At 71.5% G+C, this 21,457-nt stretch carries 24 protein-coding genes; 16 read left to right on the top strand and 8 right to left on the bottom strand.

All coding sequences use genetic code 11. The annotated features are described in order from the left end of the window. Position 1 precedes the first annotated feature (1 nt). From OG841_RS02175 to OG841_RS02165, 3 genes are read right to left on the bottom strand one after another with little or no spacing between them, the layout of a single operon-like run. A complete protein-coding gene (locus OG841_RS02175; RefSeq protein WP_328643061.1) occupies positions 2-1,027 on the bottom strand; it encodes an LLM class F420-dependent oxidoreductase in 1,026 nt (341 codons plus the stop codon). After that, positions 1,024-2,160 (bottom strand): acyl-CoA dehydrogenase family protein, encoded by a 1,137-nt coding sequence (locus tag OG841_RS02170; protein WP_328643062.1) that lies wholly within the window; start codon positions 2,158-2,160, stop codon positions 1,024-1,026. The genes OG841_RS02175 and OG841_RS02170 overlap by 4 nt, the downstream gene beginning before the upstream one ends. Before the next feature lie 3 nt (positions 2,161-2,163). Next, entirely contained in the window at positions 2,164-2,949 is a 786-nt protein-coding gene (locus OG841_RS02165) for an enoyl-CoA hydratase/isomerase family protein (protein ID WP_328643063.1), read from the bottom strand. A 100-nt stretch (positions 2,950-3,049) separates the two neighbouring features. Here OG841_RS02165 and OG841_RS02160 point away from each other — a divergent pair, with 100 nt between their 5' ends. From OG841_RS02160 to OG841_RS02150, 3 genes are all read left to right on the top strand, one after another. Next, positions 3,050-3,943 carry a crotonase/enoyl-CoA hydratase family protein gene (locus OG841_RS02160; RefSeq protein WP_328643064.1) on the top strand — a complete coding sequence of 298 codons (894 nt, stop codon included), beginning with the start codon at positions 3,050-3,052 and terminating at the stop codon, positions 3,941-3,943. 118 nt (positions 3,944-4,061) lie between these two features. Next, a complete protein-coding gene (locus tag OG841_RS02155) occupies positions 4,062-4,181 on the top strand; it encodes a hypothetical protein (protein WP_365115983.1) in 120 nt (39 codons plus the stop codon). 77 nt (positions 4,182-4,258) lie between these two features. Next, positions 4,259-5,674, top strand: a complete 1,416-nt coding sequence (locus tag OG841_RS02150; protein ID WP_328643065.1) for a family 1 glycosylhydrolase — start codon at positions 4,259-4,261, stop codon at positions 5,672-5,674. 218 nt (positions 5,675-5,892) lie between these two features. On the opposite strand, the gene OG841_RS02145 is transcribed toward OG841_RS02150, so the two are convergent. Beyond that, positions 5,893-6,393, bottom strand: a complete 501-nt coding sequence (locus OG841_RS02145; RefSeq protein ID WP_328643066.1) for a MaoC family dehydratase — start codon at positions 6,391-6,393, stop codon at positions 5,893-5,895. 27 nt (positions 6,394-6,420) lie between these two features. Further along, positions 6,421-7,242, bottom strand: coding sequence for an enoyl-CoA hydratase/isomerase family protein (locus OG841_RS02140; protein WP_328643067.1), 822 nt, complete (start codon positions 7,240-7,242; stop codon positions 6,421-6,423). Between the two features lie 109 nt (positions 7,243-7,351). Between OG841_RS02140 and OG841_RS02135 the strand changes: the two genes are divergently transcribed. Genes OG841_RS02135 through OG841_RS02120 form a run of 4 tightly spaced genes read left to right on the top strand, consistent with a single transcriptional unit; the run spans position 7,352 to position 10,939 of the window. Then, on the top strand, positions 7,352-8,476 hold the full coding sequence (locus OG841_RS02135) for an acyl-CoA dehydrogenase family protein (RefSeq protein ID WP_328643068.1): 1,125 nt from the start codon (positions 7,352-7,354) through the stop codon (positions 8,474-8,476). Positions 8,477-8,496: 20 nt separating this feature from the next. Next, on the top strand, positions 8,497-9,675 hold the full coding sequence (locus tag OG841_RS02130) for an acyl-CoA dehydrogenase family protein (RefSeq protein ID WP_328643069.1): 1,179 nt from the start codon (positions 8,497-8,499) through the stop codon (positions 9,673-9,675). After that, the gene (locus tag OG841_RS02125; RefSeq protein ID WP_328643070.1) at positions 9,672-10,184 is read left to right on the top strand and encodes a nuclear transport factor 2 family protein; all 513 of its coding nucleotides are present in this window, start codon (positions 9,672-9,674) and stop codon (positions 10,182-10,184) included. Before OG841_RS02130 ends, OG841_RS02125 begins: the two co-directional genes overlap by 4 nt. Beyond that, positions 10,184-10,939: an SDR family NAD(P)-dependent oxidoreductase gene (locus tag OG841_RS02120; protein WP_365115977.1), complete on the top strand. Its 756-nt coding sequence runs from the start codon at positions 10,184-10,186 to the stop codon at positions 10,937-10,939. The genes OG841_RS02125 and OG841_RS02120 overlap by 1 nt, the downstream gene beginning before the upstream one ends. A 5-nt stretch (positions 10,940-10,944) precedes the next feature. Here OG841_RS02120 and OG841_RS02115 read toward each other — a convergent pair whose 3' ends face one another. Then, complete coding sequence (locus OG841_RS02115) at positions 10,945-12,141, bottom strand: CaiB/BaiF CoA transferase family protein (RefSeq protein WP_328643072.1); 1,197 nt, start codon at positions 12,139-12,141, stop codon at positions 10,945-10,947. A gap of 136 nt (positions 12,142-12,277) precedes the next feature. Between OG841_RS02115 and OG841_RS02110 the strand changes: the two genes are divergently transcribed. The 6 genes from OG841_RS02110 to OG841_RS02085 are packed head-to-tail and all read left to right on the top strand — an operon-like array spanning position 12,278 to position 17,152. Next, positions 12,278-12,769 carry a PaaI family thioesterase gene (locus OG841_RS02110; protein WP_057612768.1) on the top strand — a complete coding sequence of 164 codons (492 nt, stop codon included), beginning with the start codon at positions 12,278-12,280 and terminating at the stop codon, positions 12,767-12,769. Positions 12,770-12,773: 4 nt separating this feature from the next. Next, a complete protein-coding gene (locus OG841_RS02105) occupies positions 12,774-13,634 on the top strand; it encodes an enoyl-CoA hydratase-related protein (RefSeq protein ID WP_328643073.1) in 861 nt (286 codons plus the stop codon). A 31-nt stretch (positions 13,635-13,665) separates the two neighbouring features. Then, positions 13,666-14,118, top strand: a complete 453-nt coding sequence (locus OG841_RS02100; RefSeq protein WP_371562915.1) for an FAS1-like dehydratase domain-containing protein — start codon at positions 13,666-13,668, stop codon at positions 14,116-14,118. Next, on the top strand, positions 14,115-14,537 hold the full coding sequence (locus OG841_RS02095; protein ID WP_365115971.1) for a MaoC/PaaZ C-terminal domain-containing protein: 423 nt from the start codon (positions 14,115-14,117) through the stop codon (positions 14,535-14,537). Before OG841_RS02100 ends, OG841_RS02095 begins: the two co-directional genes overlap by 4 nt. Before the next feature lie 4 nt (positions 14,538-14,541). Beyond that, the gene (locus OG841_RS02090; protein ID WP_371562911.1) at positions 14,542-16,014 is read left to right on the top strand and encodes a class I adenylate-forming enzyme family protein; all 1,473 of its coding nucleotides are present in this window, start codon (positions 14,542-14,544) and stop codon (positions 16,012-16,014) included. After that, positions 16,004-17,152: a serine hydrolase domain-containing protein gene (locus OG841_RS02085; RefSeq protein WP_371562908.1), complete on the top strand. Its 1,149-nt coding sequence runs from the start codon at positions 16,004-16,006 to the stop codon at positions 17,150-17,152. Before OG841_RS02090 ends, OG841_RS02085 begins: the two co-directional genes overlap by 11 nt. On the opposite strand, the gene OG841_RS02080 is transcribed toward OG841_RS02085, so the two are convergent. Then, a complete protein-coding gene (locus tag OG841_RS02080; protein ID WP_371562905.1) occupies positions 17,121-17,468 on the bottom strand; it encodes a hypothetical protein in 348 nt (115 codons plus the stop codon). The two genes, OG841_RS02085 and OG841_RS02080, sit on opposite strands and share 32 nt — an antisense overlap. A gap of 38 nt (positions 17,469-17,506) precedes the next feature. After that, complete coding sequence (locus OG841_RS02075; protein WP_371570532.1) at positions 17,507-18,109, bottom strand: RNA polymerase sigma factor; 603 nt, start codon at positions 18,107-18,109, stop codon at positions 17,507-17,509. Positions 18,110-18,277: 168 nt separating this feature from the next. Between OG841_RS02075 and OG841_RS02070 the strand changes: the two genes are divergently transcribed. From OG841_RS02070 to OG841_RS02060, 3 genes are all read left to right on the top strand, one after another. Next, positions 18,278-19,279 (top strand): MerR family transcriptional regulator, encoded by a 1,002-nt coding sequence (locus OG841_RS02070; RefSeq protein WP_328643080.1) that lies wholly within the window; start codon positions 18,278-18,280, stop codon positions 19,277-19,279. A 213-nt stretch (positions 19,280-19,492) separates the two neighbouring features. Next, positions 19,493-20,716: an FAD-dependent oxidoreductase gene (locus OG841_RS02065; protein WP_328643081.1), complete on the top strand. Its 1,224-nt coding sequence runs from the start codon at positions 19,493-19,495 to the stop codon at positions 20,714-20,716. Then, the gene (locus OG841_RS02060; RefSeq protein WP_328643082.1) at positions 20,713-21,444 is read left to right on the top strand and encodes a methyltransferase; all 732 of its coding nucleotides are present in this window, start codon (positions 20,713-20,715) and stop codon (positions 21,442-21,444) included. Before OG841_RS02065 ends, OG841_RS02060 begins: the two co-directional genes overlap by 4 nt. Positions 21,445-21,457 lie beyond the last annotated feature (13 nt).

Here is a 21,457-nt window from a genome sequence, read left to right as displayed (position 1 = left end):
GTCACTCGGATGTGCGCAGCTCCTGCACGATGGGCTCCCACACCGCGGCGTCGATCTCGTACGCCGTGTAGAAGGACACCCGGTCGACCAGTGCCCCGTACCGGCGCCGGATCTCGGCCGCGACCCGCTCCGGTTCCGCCACGACCGCGAAGGTGTGCAGTACCTCGTCGTCGACGAGGCGGCTCATCGCCTCCCACTTGTCCTCGCGCCGGGACGTCGACAACGCGTGCAGCTCGTCGCCGAGTTCACCCCAGCCGTGCAGCTCCAGCACCCCGCGATAGGCGGGCGTGCTGCCGTAGAAGGCGATCTGGGCACGGGTGCCGTCGATCGCGCGGGTCATCTCCTCCTCCGTGCGGCCGGTCGCGGTCAGCAGCAGATGGGAGACGGCGAAGTCGGCCCGCGTCCGGCCGGACGCGGCCAGACCCGCCTCCACGGTCGGCAGGGTCACCTCCCGCAGGTACCGCTCGGTGGTGAAGCCGTGCGCGAGGAGCCCGTCGGCGACCTCGCCCGCCACCTTGGTCATGGCCTGGCCGACCGCGGCCACGAACACCTTGGGCGCGCCGCCGGCAGCGGGCGGGGGAGAGAAGAAGGGCGACATCAGGGTGTGCGAGTAGAAGTCGCCGCGGAAGTTGAGCTTCTCGCCCTCGTTCCAGGCGTCCCAGATCGCGTGCAGCGCGCTCACGTACTCCCGCATGCGAGCCGCGGGCCGGCTCCACGGCATGTCGAAGCGCCGCTCGATGTGCGGCTTGATCTGGCTGCCGAGACCGAGCGAGAACCGTCCGCCGGCGTAGGTCTGCAGGTCGTGTGCGGTGTACGCGAGCTGCATGGGGGAGCGGGCGAAGGCCACCGCGATGGCCGTCCCCACCTCGAGGCGGTCGGTGTGCTCGGCCGCCAGCACCAGCGGCAGGAAGGGGTCGTGCTTGGACTCCGACGCCCACAGGCCGTCGTAGCCGGCCTTCTCGTGGTGCCGGGCCTCCTCCACGACCTCGGTGGTGCTCCACACGTTGAGCTTGCCGTCGACCTTCATGCCGCTCCCTTGTCCGTTTCCATGCCGATTCTCCGTGCGAGCAGCTCCCGGTGGTACGCCGGATCGCCGAACAGCAGCTGTGACGTCTTGGCCCGCTTCAGATAGAGGTGGGCCGGGTGCTCCCAGGTGAAGCCGATGCCGCCGTGCACCTGGATGTTCTCCTCCGTCGCCTGGACACACGCGTCGGAGCAGAACGCCTTCGCCAGACTCGCCACGGCGGGCAGCTCCGGATCCTCGTTCTCGGACGCGAGCAGGGCGTAGTGGGCGGCGGCGCGCGCCGACTCCACCTCCAGGAGGACGTCCGCGAGCAGATGCTTGACGGCCTGGAAGGAACCGACGGGCCGCCCGAACTGGTGGCGCACCTTGGCGTACTCCACCGCCATGTCGAGCGCCCGGGAGGCCACCCCGACCTGCTCGGCGGCCAGCGCCACCGCGACCCGGTCGAGCACCTCCGCGACCAGATCCCATCCGTCGCCGTGCGTACGCAGCCGGGTCGCCGGTACGTCCTGGTAGTCGAGGCGGGCCTGGCGGCGCGTCGGGTCCATGGTGGGCAGCGGTGCGCGGGTCAGTCCGGGCGCGTCGCCCTCCACGCAGAACACCCCGATGCCGTCGTGGGTGCGGGCGACGGTGAGGACGACATCGGCGGTGGCACCGTCCAGGACGAACGTCTTGTGCCCGGTCAGCAGCCAACTCCCATTGCTCTCACGGGCGGTGAGCCCGACGCCCGCCGCGTCCCAGCGGGCGGAGTCCTCGGTCAGGGCGAGTGTCCCGACGAGCTCACCGGAGGCCAGGCCCGGCAACAGGCGCTTGCGGGCCTCCTCGTCGGCGCAGCGCAGCAGCGTGGTCGTCGCCAGCACGGCCGAGGACAGGAACGGCGCACACAGCAGCGCACGGCCCATCTCCTCCATCACCACGCCCACTTCGACCGGCCCGCACCCGGCACCGCCGTACTCCTCTGGGATCGCCAGTCCCTGAAGCCCGAGCTCCGTCCCCATCCGGCGCCACAGCGCCCGGTCGAAGCCCTCGGGCGTCTCCATGAGGCGCCGTGTCTCGGTCTCGGGCGAGGTGTGGGTCAGGAACGCCCGTACGGTGCGCCCCAGTTGCTCCTGTTCCTCGCTGAACGCGAAGTCCATGCCTCAGCCCTCCCCGGCGGTCCGGCGACGGGCGCGGGACGCGATGATCTTCTCCACGATGGCGATGTGGTCCGGCGAGTGCATGGTCTCCTGCTCGGCGAGCAGGGCGGGTTCGAGCACGGTGGCGACTGCCTGCTCCAGATGCAGGTTCACCGCGCGCTTGGTCTCGCGCAGCGCCTGCGTGGGCAGGGCGGCCAGCCGTCCGGCGAGGTCCATGGCCTCGTCCAGGAGCTTGTCCTTGGGCACGGCGCGGTTGGCGATGCCCAGCCGGACCGCCTCCTCGGCGCTCACCCGGTCGCCCAGGAACAGCAGTTCCTTCGCGCGGGTCAGTCCGACGAGCAGGGGGAGGACGAGTGCACCGCCGTCACCCGCGACGAGCCCGACCTGGACGTGCGGGTCGGCCATATAGGCGTCGTCGGCCATCAGGACCAGGTCACTCAGCAACGCCAGGCTGCATCCGAGCCCCACCGCGGGCCCGTTGACGGCCGCGATCACCGGCAGCGGGCAGCGCACCATGCCGGTGATGATCCGCCGCGCCTCGTCGACGTTGCGTTCGCGGAAGGCGCGGTCGCGCTGGACCCGGGTCATGATGTCGAAGTCGCCCCCGGCGCTGAACGCCCGGCCGCGCCCGGTGAGCACGACCACCCGGGCCTCGGGGTCGTCGGCGAGCGAGTCCCACAGGGACGCGAGACCCGCGTGCAGCTCCTCGCTCATCGCGTTGAGCTGGTCCGGCCGGTTCAGCTCGATCAGCCGGACCGGCCCGACGGCCGTCACCAAGAGGTCCGTCATCTCCACCGCCATCAGTCATCATCGAACGAGTCAGTAGAGTTGAATGCTATAACTAATTAAGCTTTCTGGAAACGGCTCGCCGGAGTGACGGAGGACGCGTATGCCGGAGCAGGAGTACGACACCGTGCGGGCCGAGGTGGCGGAGCGGATCCTCACCGTCACGCTGAACCGGCCCGAGAAACTCAACGCCTTCAACCCCCGGATGATGGCCGATCTGCTCGACGTCCTGGACGCGGCCGACGCCGACGACGAGATCCGCGTGATCGTGGTGACCGGCGCAGGGCGCGGCTTCTGTGCGGGCGCCGACGTCAGCTCGGGCGGCTCCTCCTTCGACCACCGCAAGGCGGGCGCCTGGCACCGGGACACCGGCGGCCGGGTCGCCCTGCGGATCTTCTCCAGCACCAAACCGGTCATCGCGGCGATCAACGGCCCGGCCGCGGGCGTCGGAGCCAGCATGACCCTGCCCATGGACATCCGGCTGGCGTCGACCTCGGCGAAGTTCGGCTTCGTCTTCGCCCGGCGCGGCATCGTGCCGGAATCGGCGGCGAGCTGGTTCCTGCCCCGGGCCGTCGGCATGCAGCGGGCCATGGAATGGGTCGCCACGGGCCGCGTCTTCGGCCCGGACGAGGCACTCGCGGCCGGGCTGGTCCGCTCCGTGCACCCGCCGGAGGAGCTGCTGCCGGCGGCGTACGCACTCGCCCGGGAGATCGCCGACAACACCTCCGCGATCTCCGTCGCCCTCTCCCGCCAGATGATGTGGCGGATGCTGGGCGAGCCGCACCCGATGGCCGCCCACCGGCTCGACTCCCGGATCATGAGCCAGATCGGCGGCGGCCCGGACCCCGTGGAGGGCGTCCAGTCGTTCCTCGCCAAACGGCCGCCCGCGTTCCCGGGCCGGGTCAGCAAGGACATGCCATCCCTCTATCCCTGGTGGCAGGAAGAGGAGTTCCGTCCCCTGGAGGAGCGGGCACCGGCATCGGACAGCCAGGGATGACGACGTTCGACCACCACGCCGTCGGCGCCTGCGCCATGGGCCCGGACGAGGGCGACGTCGTCGACGGCCGGCTGCGGGTACGCGGCATCGAGGCCTGCGGGTCGTCGACTGCTCGGTCATGCCGACCATGGTGTCCGGCAATCCGAACGCGCCGATCATGGCGATGGCCTGGCGGGCGGCCTCATCCTGGACGCGGTCTGATCCGTTATCGGGAGATCTGGCCGAAACATTGTCGTAGTTTGTTTGACCTGTTAGCGTCCGGTCGGCGGACATTCAGTTGAATGCGCTAAACCATTCACCGCCTGGACGGTAACCATGAGCGATGGTTTCCTGCACGAATCCCTTCGCTGTGTCGACTGGGGGGTCGCCACCGCGGACACCATCGCGGCGCCACTGCCGCCCCGGCCGGAACGCGGCGGGCACTTCCGGCAGTGGACCGAAGACCTCCGGCAGCTGACCGGCGTCGTCGCGGACACCCACCGCATGGTCGCCGGATGGCCGCAGCTCCAGCCCGACGGCGCAGGCAGCTGGGACCGGGACGCCCTGGACCGCTGTGATCGCGCGCTCGACGCACTGCTCGCGCACGGCACCCGGCCCGCTCTCACCCTGCTCGACCGCTCGCTGCCGCCGTGGCTGGACGCGGCCGGCGGCTGGCTCGCCCGTGACACCGCCGAGCACTTCGCCGCCTACGCCGCCGAGCTGGGCCGCCGTTTCGGCGACCGGGTGGAACGCTGGATCACCTCCACCGACCTCGCCGGCCCCACACTCGCCGACCACGTGGCCGGAATGTATCCCCCGAACCGGGGCGCGGGCCGGGCAGGACTGCCCGCGGTCCACCACATCCTGCTCGCGAACGGGCTCGCCACCCAGGCCCTGAGGTCCGGCGGCGCGCGAGGCCGGATCGGCACCACGGTCACCCTCGTGGGCGGCTACCCGGCCACCGACGACCCCTACGACCGTCTCGCCCTGGAACGCCTGGAGAGCTGGACCAACCGTCTCTTCCTCGACCCCCTGCTGCTCGGCGAGCACATGGTGACCGAGGACGGCGACTCACCGGTCGAGGACACCGGCTGCGTACGCCCTGGCGACCTGGAGAACATCACCACCGAGCAGGACCTGCTGGGCCTGTCCTGGCACACGCCGTTCCGCGTCACCGCGCCGGAGAACCTGCCCCGGGTGCTGCCGACGAGAACCTGTCAGAGCGCCCTCAACGAGGTGAACCGCCTGCTCGTGGGGCTGGGCTTCGCGATCGTCCCGTTCGACGACGTGGAGACCACCGCCTACGGCTGGCCGATCATCCCCGAAGGACTCGCCGACGCCGTCGCCGGCCTCTACGAGCTGTACGGTGACGCGCTGCCGCCGCTGTCCGTCATCGACAACGGCATGGGCGACCTGGACCTCGTCGACGCCACCGGACACAGCGACGACGACCGGCGCCGGGCCCTGCTGCGCGCCCGCCTCTCCTGGCTGGCCGGACTCACCGCGGCAGGTGTGGAGGTGTGCGGCTACGAGTACTGGTCGGTCCTGGACAACCTGGAGGCCAAGTTCCGCTACACCCGCCTGTACGCGATGGCGGTCCCGGACCACGAGGCCCCGCCGCGTCCCGCGATCCCCTCCGACTGGTTGCACCACGGCGCCTTCGCCGGCGCCGCCGTACCCGAAGCGGGGCGGGCCACCGGTCTGAGTCTCGTGCCGGCCGTGCCCCGGACTCAGGACGGCGCAACCTCGTAGCCCGGCCGCGGGCTCAGGACCGCGGAGGCCGTGTAGCCAGCGCCCGGCCCCGGGTCCGGAGGGCGGAGGCCGTGTAGCCGGTGCCCGGCCCCGGGTTCGGGAGGGCGGAGGCCGTGCAGTCAGTCCCCGCCCCGGGCCCGGAGGGCGGAGGCCGTGTAGCCAGCGCCCGGCCCCGGGTCCGGAGGGCGGAGGCAGCGAAACCAGTCCCCGCCGCGGGCTCAGGATGCCGGAGCCTCGTAGTCCCTGCCGCGGATCAGCCGCACCGGCGTGTAGACGAGAACATGCTCGTGCCGCTGGTTGCGTACCGTGATCCGGCTGGTCACCACGCCCCGGCCGGGCTTGCTGGACGGCCGGGACCCCGTGGTTTCCACGACGGCGTACACGGTGTCGCCGACGTACACGGGACCCAGCACGTCGAGTTCCATGTGCAGGAAGGCGAGGCCCGTGCCGTGCAGCACGTTCGTCTGGAGGACGAGGCCTTCGGCGATGCAGTACGTCAGTCCCCCCGGGACCAGTCGCCCCGTGTAACCGCCGTCCGCCGCGTGCGAGGCGTCCCAGAAGAGGGGCTCGGTGAAGCCGCCCCAGGTGACGAAGTTGACCAGATCGGTCTCCGTGATGGTGCGGCGGGCGGTCCGGAAGACCTGCCCGACCGGCATCTCCTCAAAGGTCAGCCCCTTGACCAGAAGGGGGACTTCGGTGCTGGCCTGCTGCGGTGTCATGATCGATCGGTTCCTCTCGTACGGTGGTCACAGGTCGAGCGGGTGCTTGCCGCTGACGCCCTCGAAGTCCGCGGGCCGCTTCTCGCGGTGCGCGGCGAGCCCCTCGACGACCTCGTGCCCGCCGAACCCGAAGAACTCCAGCCCCAGCGAGGCCTCGAAGATCGGCTGGGCGGTGCGGTACCAGTGGTTGAGGGACCGCTTGGTCCAGCTGATCGCGCTGGCCGGCCCGGCGGCCAGGGCCGTCGCCACCCGGAGGGCCTCGGTGTGCACGTCCGCGTCGTCCACGCACTTCGACACCAGCCCGATCCGCTCGGCCTCCTCACCGGTCAGCGTCTCGCAGGTGAGCAGGTAGTACTTGGCCTTGGCCATGCCGCACAGCAGCGGCCAGCAGATGGCGGCATGGTCACCGGCCGCGACCCCGAGCCGCGTGTGCCCGTCGACGATCTTCGCCGTGCGGGCCACGATCGAGATGTCCGCGAGCATGCCGATGACGAGCCCCGCGCCGACCGCCGGTCCGTGGATCGCGGAGACCACCGGCTTGGAGCAGTTGAGCACCCCGTAGACCATGTCCCGCGCCTCCCGCATCACCCGGGCACGCACCGCGTAGTCCTCGGTCATGGCGTCGATGGAGTCGAAGGTCCCGCCCGCCGAGAACGCCCGGCCCGCCCCCTGGACGAGCACCGCCCGGGTCTCGTCGTCCCGGTCGACGACGGACCAGATGTCGGCGAGCTCACCGTGCATCCGTGGATCCACGGCGTTGAGGTTCGGGGCGTCGAGCACGATCCGCAGCACGCCGGGCGTGGGCCGCTCGAAGGTCAGGCTCGTGAACGGGGCGTAGGGATCGATCACGTCGCGCTCCTGGTGTATTCAGTGTGGATACTATAATTATCTAACTGTATCGAGGGGTGGGCGGCAAGCAGGCCGCACGTGACGTTGCACGGAGGACGGGAAGCTCGGCATGGATCTCACCTTCAGCGAGGAACAGGACGAACTGCGCAAGGTCGTCCGCTCGTTCCTCGCCAAGCACTCCGACGAGGCGGCCGTGCGCCGCCTGGCCGCCGACCCCCAGGGTCACGACCCGGTCGTCTGGCGGCGGATGGCCGGCGAACTCGGCCTCCAGGGGCTCGCCGTACCGGAGGAGTACGGCGGCTCGGGCTTCGGCTACGTCGATCTCGGCATCGTCTTCGAGGAGGCGGGTCGCGCGCTGCTCGGCGGGCCGTACTTCGCCACCGTCGCTCTGGCCGCCGAGGCGCTGTTGCGCTGCGCCGACGAGCAGGCGCGGCACGAACTCCTGCCGGGTATCGCATCCGGCGAGACGGTGGCCACGCTGGCGCTCACCGAGGACGTCGGCCGCTGGGACGAGCAGGGCATCGGGCTCACCGCAGTCCGTGACGAGACAGGCGCCTGGCAGCTGACCGGCGTGAAGACCTACGTCCCCGACGGGCACCTCGCCGACCTGCTCCTGGTCGCCGCCCGCACCCCCTCGGGCATCAGCCTCCTGGCCGTCGAGACCGCCCGAACGCCCGGCCTCACCCGCACCCCCCTCCCCACCCTCGACCAGACCCGCAAACAGGCCCGGATCGAGTTCAGGGACACCCCCGCCCGCCTCCTCGGCCCCGAGGGCACGGCCTGGCCGGCCCTGGCGCGCACCCTCGCCACCGCCGCCGTACTCCTTTCCGCAGAACAGGTCGGGGGAGCCGCGGCCGCCCTGGACGCCGCCGTGGAGTACGCCAAGATCCGCGAGCAGTACGGCCGGCCCATCGGCTCGTTCCAGGGGATCAAGCACAAGTGCGCCGACATGCTCATGGACATCGAGTCCGCCCGCTCGGCCGCGTACGGGGGGCTGTGGGCGCTGGACGCGGGCGACGAGACGGAGATCGCGATCGCCGCCGCCCTCGCGCAGGCCTTCTGCTCGGAGGCGTTCACCAAGGTCGCCGCGGACAACATCCAGGTCCACGGCGGCATCGGCTTCACCTGGGAGCACCCCGCGCACCTGTACCTCAAGCGGGCCAAGAGCTCCGAGGTACTGCTCGGCACACCGTCGTACCACCGGGAACTGCTCGCCGCCCGGCTCGGCATCTGAGACCTCAGGGAGAAGCAGACATGGAGCTGGACTTCGGGCCCGCGGTACGCGACTTCCGCGACGAGGTGCGGGACTGGCTGGCGGACCACCTCGTGGGGGAGTTCGCCGAGCACCGGGGCGTGGGCGGCCCCACCGACGGCGCGGCCTGGGAGGTCCGCCTCGCCTGGGACCGTGAGCTGTCCGCCGGTGGCTGGCTGGGCGTCGGCTGGCCCGAGGAGTACGGCGGACGCGGGCTCGGGCTGCTGGAGGAGATCGTCTTCGAGTACGAGTACGCCCGTGTGAACGCCCCGTACCGGGCCACCGTCAACGCCCTCGACCTGCTGGGCCCGATGCTCCTCAAGATGGGCAGCGAGGCACAGAAGAAGCGTTTCCTGCCGCCGATCCTCGCCGTCGAGGAGCTGTGGGGCCAGGGCTTCAGCGAACCCGGCGCCGGCTCCGACCTGGCATCCGTGCGCACCCGGGCGGAACGGGACGGCGACGAGTGGGTGGTCAGCGGACAGAAGGTCTGGACGTCCTTCGGCATCCACGCCGACTGGGTCTACGTCCTCACCCGCACCGACCCGCAGTCCGCGCGGCACAAGGGCCTGAGCATGCTGCTGGTGCCCACGGACCAGCCCGGCGTGGAGATCCGCCCCATCCGCAACCTCGCCGGCCAGGACGAGTTCGCCGAGATCTTCCTCTCCGACGCCCGCACAGGAGCCGACATGGTCGTCGGCGAGGTCGGCCAGGGCTGGCGCACCGCGATGGCCACGCTCGGCATCGAGCGCGGCACCACCCTCCTGCCCCAGCAGCTCACCTTCGAGCGGGAGGCCGAGGCACTGATCGACCTGGCCCGCGAGCGGGGCGCGCTCGACGATCCGATGCTGCGCCGCCGCATCGTCGACGCCTGGATCTCCGTACGCATCATGCGCACCACCAACCTGCGGACCATCGCGGAACTGACCGCCGGCCGCACCGCGGGAGCACAGGCCACCACCGCCAAGCTGTACGCGTCGACCAGGCACCAGCAACTCGGCCGGCTGGCCACGGAGCTGGCGGGCCCCGCCGGACAGATCGTGGGCGAGGACTACGCCCTGGACCGTCGGCAGAGGTCGTTCCTGCTGGCCCTCGCGGAGACGATCTACGGCGGGTCGAGCGAGATCCAGCGCAACATCATCGGGGAGCAGGTCCTCGGTCTGCCGAAGGAGCCGCGCCCGTGACATCGCTCGAGGAACGCGTCGACCGTATCGAGTCGCAGCTCGCCATCCAGCAACTGCCCATCCGTTACGCGCTCGCCGTGGACGGCCGTGACCTCGACGCCTGGGTCGGCTGCTTCCGGCCCGACGTGGACATGGGGCGCCACGGCCGCGGGCGGGCTGTCCTGCGGCAGCACATCGAACCCGCGGTGCGCGGCTTCCACCGGTCGGTCCACCAGATCTGCGGCCACCGCGTCGAGTTCACCGGCCGCGACACGGCGACCGGCGCGGTGTACTGCCGGGCCGAGCACGAGGTGGGGGACCGGTGGATCGTGATGGCGATCTGCTACTGGGACGACTATGCGCGCGTCGACGGTGACTGGTACTTCTCCCGGCGGCGCGAGCGCCACTGGTACGCGGCGGACGTGACCGAGCGCCCCCAGGCGGTGGCATTCAAGGGCTGGGAAGGCGCCGGAGAACCGGCGCTGCCCGAGGCCTTCCCCTCCTGGTCGGCCTTCTGGAAGGAGACGTAATGGCACGGTTGTCAGGCAGGACGGCGCTGGTCACCGGCGGAGGGCAGGGCGTGGGGCGGGGCATCGCGCTCGCGCTGGCGGCCGAGGGGGCTGCCGTGGTGATCACCGGCCGCACCGAAGCCAAGCTGAAGGACACGGCCGGGGAGATCGTCGAACGCGGTGGCCGGGCGTACACCGTGGTCGGGGACGTGGGGGAGCGGGACGACGTCGACCGCATGGTGGCCGAGACGGTACGGGAGTTCGGCGGTCTCGACGTGCTCGTGAACAACGCGCAGTCCTCGGTGCAGCGCCGGCTGGCGGAGACGTCGTACGACGATGTCGAACTCACCTACCGCAGCGGTCCGTTGGCCGCATTCCACGCGATGCAGGCCGCACTGCCCCATCTCAAGGAGAGCCGCGGCAGCGTGGTGAACCTCGGTTCGTCGGCCGCCGTGCAGGGCGAGGTGACCTTCGCGGCGTACGCGATGGCCAAGGAGGCGATCCGCGGTCTGAGCCGGGTCGCCGCGCGGGAGTGGGGCGCGTACGGGATCCGTGTGAACGTCATCTGTCCGGCCGCGCTCAGTCCGGCGGCGGAGGACTACCTGGCCGCGCATCCCCACAAGGCGGACGAGCTCGCCCGGCAGATCCCGTTGGGGCGGCTCGGGGACCCGGAGGCCGACATCGGCCGGGCGGTGGCCGCGCTCGTCAGTGACGACATGGCCTATCTGACGGGCGCGACGCTGATGCTGGAGGGCGGTCGGACCCTGATCGGCTGACGCCGCTACACGACGCCCCGGTTCCGCAGCGCGGCCAGCTGACGGTCCGTCACCCCCGCGAGAGCGGTGAGCACTTCGGCGGTGTGCTCACCCAGCGCAGGCGGTGGGGCGTACCCCTCGATCGGCGTCGCCGTGAACCGGATGGGGTTGGCGAGCATCGGCAGCTGCCCGGAGGCCGGGTCCTCGACCTCGATCAGCATCCCCCGGTGCTGTATTTGCGGATCGGCGAAGACTTCGGGCATCTCGTTGAACGGTCCCGCGGGCACGTCGTGTGCGTCGAGAACGGTCAGCCACTCGTCCCGGGTGCGGGTGCGCAGGATCGCCGCCAGCACCGGCAGGATCTCCTCGCGGTGGGCGATCCGGGCGGAGGTCGTGGCGAACCGTTCGTCCTGGAGGAGGTCGGTGCGGTCGGCCGCCGCGCAGAACGCGGCGAACTGCTTGTCGTTGCCGGCGACCAGGAAGATCGGCTTGTCCTTGCAGGGGAAGGCCTGCGAGGGGATCCCGCCGTAGCCGCCGTTGCCGCGCCGCTGCGGAACCTCGCCGGAGACCAGGTAGTTCATCGCGAAGTGGGACAGCGAGGCCAGGCCGCAGTCCAGCAGGGACAGGTCGATGAACTGGCCCTCGCCGGTGGCGTCCCGGTGGCGCAGGGCCGCGAGGACGGCCGTGGAGGCGTAGAGCCCGGTGAGGATGTCGATCATGCTGACGCCGACCTTCATCGGTTCCTCGGGGTGTCCGGAGACGCTCATCATCCCGGACATGGCCTGGAAGATGCCGTCGTAGCCGGGGCGGTCGGCGTACGGGCCGGTCTGGCCGAAGCCGGTGACCGAGAGGTAGACGAGACGTGGGTTGAGTGCGCGCAGGCTCTCGTGGTCGAGACCGTACTTCGCCAGCGTGCCCGTCCGGAAGTTCTCGACCAGTACGTCCGACCGCGCGGCGAGGGCGCGGAGCACCTCCTGCCCCTCGGTGGAGGCGTGGTTGACGGTGACCGACCGCTTGTTGCGGTTGCAGGAGAGGTAGAAGGCGGCGGTGTCGGTCCCCGGGGCGAACGGCGGGCCATAGGCCCGTGAGTCGTCTCCCGTCCCGGGCCGTTCCACCTTGATCACCTCGGCTCCGAGGTCGGCCAGTAGCTGAGTGGCCAGCGGCGCCGCGAGGATGCGGGACAGATCGAGGACACGGATCCCGGCCAGGGCGGTCGACGGCATCGAGATTCCCCCTTCAGCTGAATGAGTTAGATAAATATACTTCAGTAGTCACGCCCCGGGGTCTATGATTCCTTCATCCAGGCGAATCATGTAGCTATATAGGTCGGTCGACAGGCCGAGACCGGAGGGCGTGCTGATGACCGTCGCGGCGAGGACCCTCACCGACCAGGAGCAGCGCGAACGCCGATCCTGGTTCCGAGCCCGCTGGGAGCGCGGAGTCGCCTTCAATCGCCGCTGCGGGATGCGCGTAAGACGTTGGGAACCCGACGGCGTCGAGATCGTGCTCCCCTACGCCGAGTCCCTCTCGGCCCACGAAGACGTCTTCCACGGCGGCGTCATCTCCGCGCTCATCGACACCGCCGGCGCCGGAGCCGTGATCGCCGGGCACGACTTCACCAAGGGCAGCCGGCTCAGCACCGTGTCGATGTCGGTGCAGTACCTCGCACCCGCCCGCGGCCGTGAGGCGGTCGCGTACGCGCGCTGTGTGCGGCGGGGCGGCCGGGTGCACTTCGCCGACGTCGACGTGCGGGCCGACGGACGCATCTGCGCCCGCGGGCAGGTGGTGGTGACCATCTCCGGGGAGCGGCCCGGCGTCGGCGACCCGATCGAACCGCTGGACGAGGAGTGACGTGATGCCCGAGGAAACCGTGGTGGCCCCCGAGGACCTGGACCTGGTCCTGTACGACGTGGACGAGGACGGTGTCGCCACCGTCACCCTCAACCGGCCCGAGCGCAAGAACGCGTGGAGCCTGCCGATGGAGCGCCGCTTCTTCGCGCTCCTCGACCGGGCCGCACAGGACCCCGCCGTCAGAGTGGTGATCATCACCGGGGCGGGCCGGGCCTTCTGCCCGGGGATGGACATGCAGCGCCTGGAGCAGAACTCGCAGCCGGGGGAGTCCCTCAACCTGCAGGCCCGCGTCCCCATGTACAGCAGGCGGAACATGCCCAAGCCGCTGATCGCCGCCGTCAACGGCGCCTGCGCGGGCATCGGACTGGTCCAGGCGCTCATCTGCGACGTCCGCTTCGCCGCCCGCGGGGCCCGCTTCACCACCGCGTTCACCCGCCGCGGGCTGGCCGGCGAGTACAACCTGCCGCACGTCCTGCCGCGCGTCATCGGCCTGGAGAACGCGCTCGACCTGCTGCTCTCCGGCCGCGTCTTCGACGCCGACGAGGCGAAGAGCCTCGGCCTGGTCAGCCGCGTCGTCGAACCCGAGGACCTCCTCGACGCCGCTCGCGCCTACGCCCGGGACATCGCCCGCAACTGCTCGCCGCGGGCCATGGCCGTCGTACGGCACCAGGTGTACGGCGACCTCGACCGCACCTTCACCGACGCCCTCGCCCGCTCCTACTCCGCCATGGAGTTCTTCGCGGGCTCCCCCGACTTCCGCGAGGGCGTGTCGAGCTTCGTGGAGAAGCGGGAGCCCAAGTTCGAGGGACTGCCGCCGGACTTCGACCCGGACGAGGCCACGCGCGACGCGTTTCTGCCGTACTGATCTGCCGTACTGATTCGAGGAGCACACGCAGATGACAGGGCAACCCTTCCCCGTCGAGGCCGGGCACATCATGCTGTTCGCCCGCGCCATCGGCGACGAGAACCCGGCGTACCAGGGCGAGTCCGCGCTCGCACCGCCCACCTTCACCATGGCGAGCGCCCACTACGACCCCGACTACCACCTGCGTCCCAAGCCGGACGAGGAGTGGTTCGGGTCGGGGCGTGACGCCGGCGTCATGGCCGAGGGCGCCGGCGGGCTCCACGCCGAGCAGCACTTCGAGTACCACCGTCCGGTGCGCGCCGGCGAGACCCTCTACGCGCACAACAGCACCGGCCGCAGCTGGGAGAAGCAGGGCCGCACCGGCCGCCTGCTCTTCAGTGAGCGCATCACCGAGTACCGGGACGCCGACGGCGAGCCGGTCGTCAGTGCCGTGACCGTGGCCGTCGTCCCCGAGGGCCCGGCGACCCCGAAGGACGCCCGATGAGCCTGAGCCCGGACGACATCAAGGTCGGCGAGATACGCGAGAGCGTCCTCGTCGACGACCTCAAGCGCACCCGGATCGTGCAGTACGCGGGCGCCTCCGGCGACTTCAACCCCCTGCACACCGACGAGCGGTTCGCCGTCGATGCCGCGGGCTATCCCGGCGTGTTCGCCCACGGCATGCTGACGATGGGTATGACCGGCCGGGTCCTGACCGACTGGGTCGGCACCGAGGCGCTGCTGCGCTACGGCGTGCGCTTCAAGGCCCAGGTCTGGCCCGGCGACACCCTCACCGCCACGGCCACCGTCGAGTCGATCGAGGACACGCCGACCGGCCCGGTCGCCCACTTCACCCTGCGCACCGTCAACCAGGACGGCGCCGAGGTGGTCTCCGGCACGGCGGCGGCCCGTCTGGAGCCCTGAGCCGATGGCCGCCGCGCAGGAAGGGGTGCAGGCGGCCACCTGGACCGCCATGGTGAGCCGCGCCTACGACCACGCCCGCCCCGCTGTCCGGTTCGGCGATCTGACCTGGACCGGACGCGAACTGCTCGACCGTGCGGCCGGCGCGGCCGACTGGCTGGAGACCCTCGGCCTGGAACCCGGCGAACCGGTGCCCGCACTGGTCGCCACCTCCGCCGACGCCCTCGCGCTGGTGATCGGCGGCGCCGGATCCGGGCACCCGCTCGCACCGCTGGGCGTCCGCATGACGGCGTACGAGATCGCCGCCGTGGTCAAGGAGACGAGGGCTCACGTCCTGCTGGCGCAGCCCGAGTTCGCCGACCTCGGCAGGCAGGTCGCCGAGCTGTCCGGTCGGCGGATCGCCATCATGCCCGAACTGGCCCCCGGCGGACGCCGGTTGGCTGCCGGACCCGACGACCTCGCCGCTGTCCTGCACACCTCCGGAACGACGGGCCTGCCCAAGCCCGTCCCCATGAGCCAACGGCGCCTGGCCGCCCGGGCCCGCGTCAACGGGCATCTGTGCGCACTCGACCCCGACAGCTTCTACGGCGGCAGCGCCCCCTTCCACCACATCGCGGGCCTGGGCAACATCGCCGTCGCCCTCGCCGCCGGCGCTCTGATCACCGGCCTGCCCCGCTTCACCGTCGAGGGCTGGGCCCTGCTGCGGGACCTCGGCACCACGCACACCAGCATGGTCCCCGCGATGCTGGAGACCCTGCTGGCGGCCGGACAGGCCCGCCACGAGACGCTGCGAACGCTCCAGTACGGCGGCGCGCCCATCCGCCCCGGCACCCTGCGGCGGACGTACGAGGCGATGCCCGGCGTTCGCATGCTCAACATGTTCGGCCAGACCGAGGGCTCGCCGATCAGCGTGCTCACCCCGGAGGACCACCGGGAGGCGGTGGCCGGACGCACCGAGTTGCTGCGGTCGGTGGGGCGACCCGCACCCGGCGTCGAGATCAGGGTCCACGACCCCGGCCCGGACGGCAGCGGAGAGATCCATGCCCGCGCCGACCACCTCTTCAAGATCGACGCCGAAGGCTGGCTGCACAGCGGCGACCTGGGCCGCGTGGCGGAGGACGGGTATCTCTACCTGCTCGGCCGGCGCACCGACATGATCATCCGTGGTGGCGAGAACGTCCATCCGCTCGAGGTGGAGACGGTCCTGTCCGCGCACCCCGAGGTGGCGGACGTCGCGGTGACCGGCGTTCTGGACGAGCGGCTCGGCCAGACCGTCGTCGCCTTCGTCGTCCCCGCCGATCCCGACGCCCCGCCACAACCGGCGGCGCTCACAAGCCACACCCGCGCCCGGCTCTCCGGGTTCAAGGTCCCCGTCCGCTGGTGGTTCGTGGTCGACCTGCCGCGCAACGCGAACGGCAAGGTCGTACGCCGAAGCCTTCGGGAACCGACCACGCTCGAAGGAGAACCACGTGACGCTTGACCACTCGGTCGTCGCCCCGGAAACCGTCGGCGTCGACCCGCACCGGCTGGACGTACTCCTGCGCCGGATCCGCCTCGAGGTCGAGCACGGGCCGTTGCCGTCCGCGCAGGTCGCCGTGGCGCGGGGCGGAAGGCTGGTCGCCTTCGCGACCTGGGGGGACGCCGAACCGTCCACGCGATACGTCCTGCAGTCCGTCGGGCGGTCGATCGTCGCGGGCGCGGTCTGGAAGCTGATCGGCGAAGGCCTTCTGGACGTGGGCGAGCAAGTAGCCGCGATCATCCCGGAGTTCGCGCCGAACGGGAAGGAGGCGGTGACGGTCGAGCAGGTGCTCACCCACACCGCCGGCTTCCCCTTCGCGCCGCTCGGGTACCCGAAGATGCTCGACCGCGAGCAGCGCCTCGCCGCGTTCGGCCGCTGGCGGCTCGACTACCCGCCGGGCAGCCGCTTCCAGTTCCACCTCACCTCGGCGGCCTGGCTGATCGCCGAGATCGTGGAGCGGCGTACGGGCCTGGCGTTCGCCGACTACCTGCGCGAGCGGATCGCCGTACCGCTCGGCCTGTCCTCGCTCGAACTCGGCGTCCCGGTGGACCGGCAGGCAGGCACCGTCGCCCGTATGACCGCCACCGACCGCACGAGCGACGAGCAGGAGCCCGACCCCTGGGGCCCCTGGTATCTGTCCGACCCGCGGGTGCTGGCGGCCGGGGAGCCCAGCCACGCGCTGGTCGCCACGGCCGCCGACGTCGCCCTGTACTTCCAGGCGCTGGAACACTCCGGCCTGTGGAAGCCGGAGGCGGTGGCCGAGGGCACCCGGATCCGGCTGACCGACCACCCGCACGGGGAACAGATCTACGGGGGCGGCTCCAACCGCCGTACCAGCATGGGCCTGTTCGTCACCGTGGCCGGCCCGGACGCGGGCAGCAACCTGCCGTCCACCGGTTCGCCCGCCCTCTTCGGCAGTGCCGGAGCCGCCTACCAACTCGGCTTCCTGGACCCGGAGACCGGCCTGTCCTTCGCCTGCCTGAGCAACGGCTACCCCCTCGCCGGCTACGACCACTCCCGGCGCGGCACGGCACTGCTCACCAACATCGCGAATCTCGCGGCGGATCTCACGGACCAGTGCGGCTCCACCACCAGATGAGGGCGATGCCGACGAGAAGGCTCAGCGCGTAACGGATCGTCCGACCGTGGCGGTTCGTGGAGCGGCGGATGCGACGGGGCTCGGCCGACGCCGCGGACAACTGTTGTGTGATGCGCTGCCATACCTGCTCTGGAGGGGTGGCCGGGAGGTCCGACTCCTCCACGTCACGGGCCGTGACAACGATCCGCGTGATCTGGCTCAGTTCCTCCCGACACCGGTTACATGTGGCGATGTGCCTCAGCGCGCCCGGGTCGTCGCTCGAGACGTCGTTTCCCGGTGCCAGTTCCATCAGGTGTGCGGGCTCGACATGTGGCACCGTCACCCTCCTGTCTCGCCGAGGACTCCCGTGCGTGCCTACGCGGTGTTCTCGCCGGTGCGGCCTCGTTCGATCCCCTCACGCAACCGGTGCAGGCCGCGTCGGGTGTGGCTCTTCACGGTGCCCAGGGGGATGCCGGTGTGCTCGGCGATCTGGGCCTGGGTGAGGTCCTCGTAGAAGGCCATGCACAGCACCTCGCGCTGGTGGCGCGGCAGCCGGGACAGCGCGTCGACCAGGAGCACCCGGTCCAGGACGTCGTCCGGGGCGCCCGTCTCGTGGCGGTGCACGTCGGCGTCGGACGCCATCGAATCGATCAGCGTGAGACGCCTCGTCCTGGCTGACAGTGCGTCGATGATCTTCCGGCGCGCGATGCCGACCAGCCAGGCGCCCAGCGGTCCCCGCTCCGGACGGTAGCCGTCCCGTCCGCGCCAGGCGCCGAGGAACACCTGCTGGGTCACGTCCTCGGCCTCGTGGACGTCACCGAGCGAGCGGGTGGCCATGGTGTGGACCAGTGCGCCCCAGTGCCGGTAGACAGCCGCGAACGCGGTCTCGTCCGCGGCGCACAGGCCGCGCGCCAGTTCGTCCTCGCACGGCGTTTCCTCCGCGGCCTGGGTGCGGACACCGGCGGATCGTGTGTTCATGGTCATGGGCTTGTCCCTCCTGCCGTGCGTCCCGTGATGGGGCCGGAAGCCGCTTGCCGAACCGGTTCGGTCGGCAGGCGCCGTAGCGGCCGAGCGCTTGCATGCCAGTCTTGTGAGCCGAAACGACGCATACAACATGCGTCGTTTGTGCGTCGTATGATGGAGAATATGAGCCTGGACAGAGATGACGGTGATCACCAGGACGCGCCGCGTGTCGGCGGCGGGCTGACCACCGGTGAGGTGGCGAGGCGTCTGGGGGTGGCACCGACCACCGTCCGTTCCTGGGACCGCCGCTACGGTCTGGGCCCCACAGCGCATACGGATGGCCGGCATCGCCGCTGGACCGCCGCGGACGTGGCGAGGTTGGAGCGGATGTGCGCGCTGACGGCGACCGGATTGCCACCCGCCGAGGCCGCCCGACTGGCGCTGGACGAGGAGGGGCCGCAGGCGCCCGCCCCCCAGGTGGGTTCCGTCCGGTCCCGACTGCCGACGTCCCGCGGCCGGAGCCGGGCCGGCACCGGCCTGCGCCTGGGCGACGTACGTCAGGAGTGCAAGGGAGTCGCCCGTGCGGCCCTGCGTCTCGACGCCACCGCGCTCGACACGTTGCTGAGCGCCGCGATCGAGGACCATGGCCTGGTCGTGGCGTGGTCGGAGGTGATCATGCCGACTCTGCAGGCGGTCGGCCGCAAGTGGGAGACCTCGGGCGAGAGATACGTCGAGGTCGAGCACTTCCTGTCCTGGCACGTGTCCGGTGTGCTGCGGCGCCACGCCCCGCCCGTGGTCGCCGACCGCCCCGGCGCCACGACGCTCCTGGCCTGTGTCCCCGCCGAGAACCACACGCTGCCGTTGGAGGTCCTGGCCGCCGCCCTGGCCGAACGGGGCCTGCCGGTGCGCATGTTCGGTGGCGCACTGCCCGTCGAGTCACTCGTGGCCGCGGTACGCAGAACCGGTCCGGCCGCGGTGGGTCTGTGGGCGCAGTCGCGTACCACCGCGAGCCGGCCGCTGGCTCAGCACGTGGCCGCGCTCGAATGGGGGGTGCGGGGTGCCCGCAGGAAGCCGGTCGTCCTGACGCTCGGGCCCGGCTGGGCCGGACAGACCGTGCCCGGCTCGCCCCATCCGTCCGGGCTGGCGCAGGCCCTCGCGGCGGTGGAGTCCATCGCGCTCAGGTGACTCCGGTTGGTCTGTGTCCGGCGCATCCGCCGGCGGCCGGTTCACGGAAGAGAGGGCAAGGAGAGGGAAGCCGCCGGCGTGCCTCGGCGATCAGGAGTGAGACGTGGACATCAACGGCGCACGGGTGCTGGGGGCCGCCGCCACCGGCGGGCGGTACGCCGTCGAGGCAGTGACGAGGTCCCCCGGGACATCCGCCGCCGAACGGCGTGCCCGGTGAGCCGAGCTCCCGAGGCGCCCGAGGAGACCTCCGACGTGGTCATCGTCGGCGGCGGCGCGTCCGGGCTCAGTCTCGCGCACCACCTGGCGGCGACCGGTTCCTCCACCGTCACCCTGGTGGAAGCCCCGGACGGTCCGCGGCGTCCGCCCGAGCGGACCTGGTGCTACTGGGAGCGTGGCGCAGGCGACTTCGCCGAGGCGGTCAGCGCCTCCTGGTCCCGGCTCCGCGTGCACGGCACCGACGGCCGGACGATCACCGTGGACCCGGCTCCGTTGCGCTACCGCATGCTCCGGTCCACGGCGTTCGAACAGCTGGTGCATGCCCGGCTGGCCCGTTCACCCAGCGCGCGCGTCCTGCGCGCCACCGCGGACACGGTGCACGACACGGCCGGCGGCGCGGAGGTCCGCTGCACGACGTCCGACGGCCGGACGCTGACACTCCGCGCCCGCCAGGTGTTCGACTCCCGCCCGCTGCGCTCCCTGCCACCGGCCCGGACACAGCTGATGCAGCACTTCCGCGGCTGGTTCGTGCGCACCGATGAGGACCGCTTCGACCCCGCGGTCGCCGATCTGATGGATTTCCGGGTGCCGCAGCCGCGCCACGGGCTCGCCTTCGGCTACACGCTGCCGCTGGCGACGGACCGGGCGCTCGTCGAGTACACCGAGTTCTCCCGTGCCCCGCTGACCACGACGGCGTACGAGGCCGCGCTGGCCCACTACTGCCGCGACATCCTCGGCCTCGGGGCGTTCACCGTCGAATCGGCGGAGCAGGGCGTCATCCCCATGACCGACGCGCGCTTCGCCCGCCGGACCGGGCCCGCCGTGTTCCGGATCGGTACCGCGGGCGGTGCCACCCGCCCGTCGACCGGCTACACCTTCGCCGCCGTGCAGCGTCAGAGCAGGGCCATCGCCGCCGCCCTGGGCGACGGCCGGCCGGCCGTGCCCGCCCCGCACGGGCGGCGGGCACTGGCCATGGACGCGGTGCTGCTGCGAGCGCTGGACACCGGGCGGATCGACGGTCCCGACTTCTTCACCGGCCTGTTCCGACGCATTCCGCCGGAACGTCTGCTGCGCTTCCTCGACGGTGACACCTCGCTCGGCGAGGAGTGGGGCATCGGCCTGCGCACCCCCGTGGGTCCCATGCTGCGGACCGCCCTCGAACTCCCCTTCCTGCCCCGGCGTTTCCAGCCCGCCCCACGAACCGGAGAGAGCCACCGATGACACTGCTGCGCGACGACGACCTGGCACGCGCCTTCGACCACGCGTCGCACACCTACGACCGCCTCACGGCCCTCAACCCCGGCTACCGCACCGACCTCCTGCGCTCGGCCCGAAGGCTCGGGCTGCCCCGGTCAGGGGCCGGCCTGCACATCCTCGACCTCGGCTGCGGCACGGGCGCCTCCACCCGGGCCCTGCTGCGGGCCGCGCCCCGCGCCCGGATCACGGCCGTCGACGCGTCGGCCGGGATGCTGCGGCGCGCTCAGGCCAAACCGTGGCCGGACCACGTACGCTTTCTGCACCTGACCGCCGAGGAGGCGGCGGCGGCCGGTGAGGAACCGTACGACGCGGTGTTCGCCGCCTACCTGTTCCGCAACGTCACCGACCCGGACGGCGTCCTCGGAACCGTCCGGTCACTGCTCCGGCCGGGCGGGCGGCTCGCCGTCCACGAGTACAGTCTCAGCGGTTCGCCCGCGCACCGCGCCGTGTGGACGGCCGTGTGCCGGGGAGTGATCATCCCGGCGGGCACCCTCAGCGGTGACCGTGCCCTCTACCGTCACCTGTGGCGAAGCGTCCTCGACTTCGACACGGTCCCCGACTTCACCGCGCGGCTGACCGGCGCCGGATTCACGGGCGTGCGCGCGGCGCCCGTCGCCGGATGGCAGACCGGCATCGTGCACACCTTCCTGGCCCGAAACGGCTCCCCCGCGGCTGCGGGGGACGCACGGTGAGCGCCCCACCGCG

Origin of the sequence: Streptomyces canus (assembly GCF_041435015.1) — a bacterium.
Taxonomy (GTDB): Bacteria; Actinomycetota; Actinomycetes; order Streptomycetales; family Streptomycetaceae; genus Streptomyces; species Streptomyces canus_G.
The sequence above is the reverse complement of the archived record's forward strand: the minus strand, read 5'-3'. Positions and strand labels throughout refer to the sequence as shown.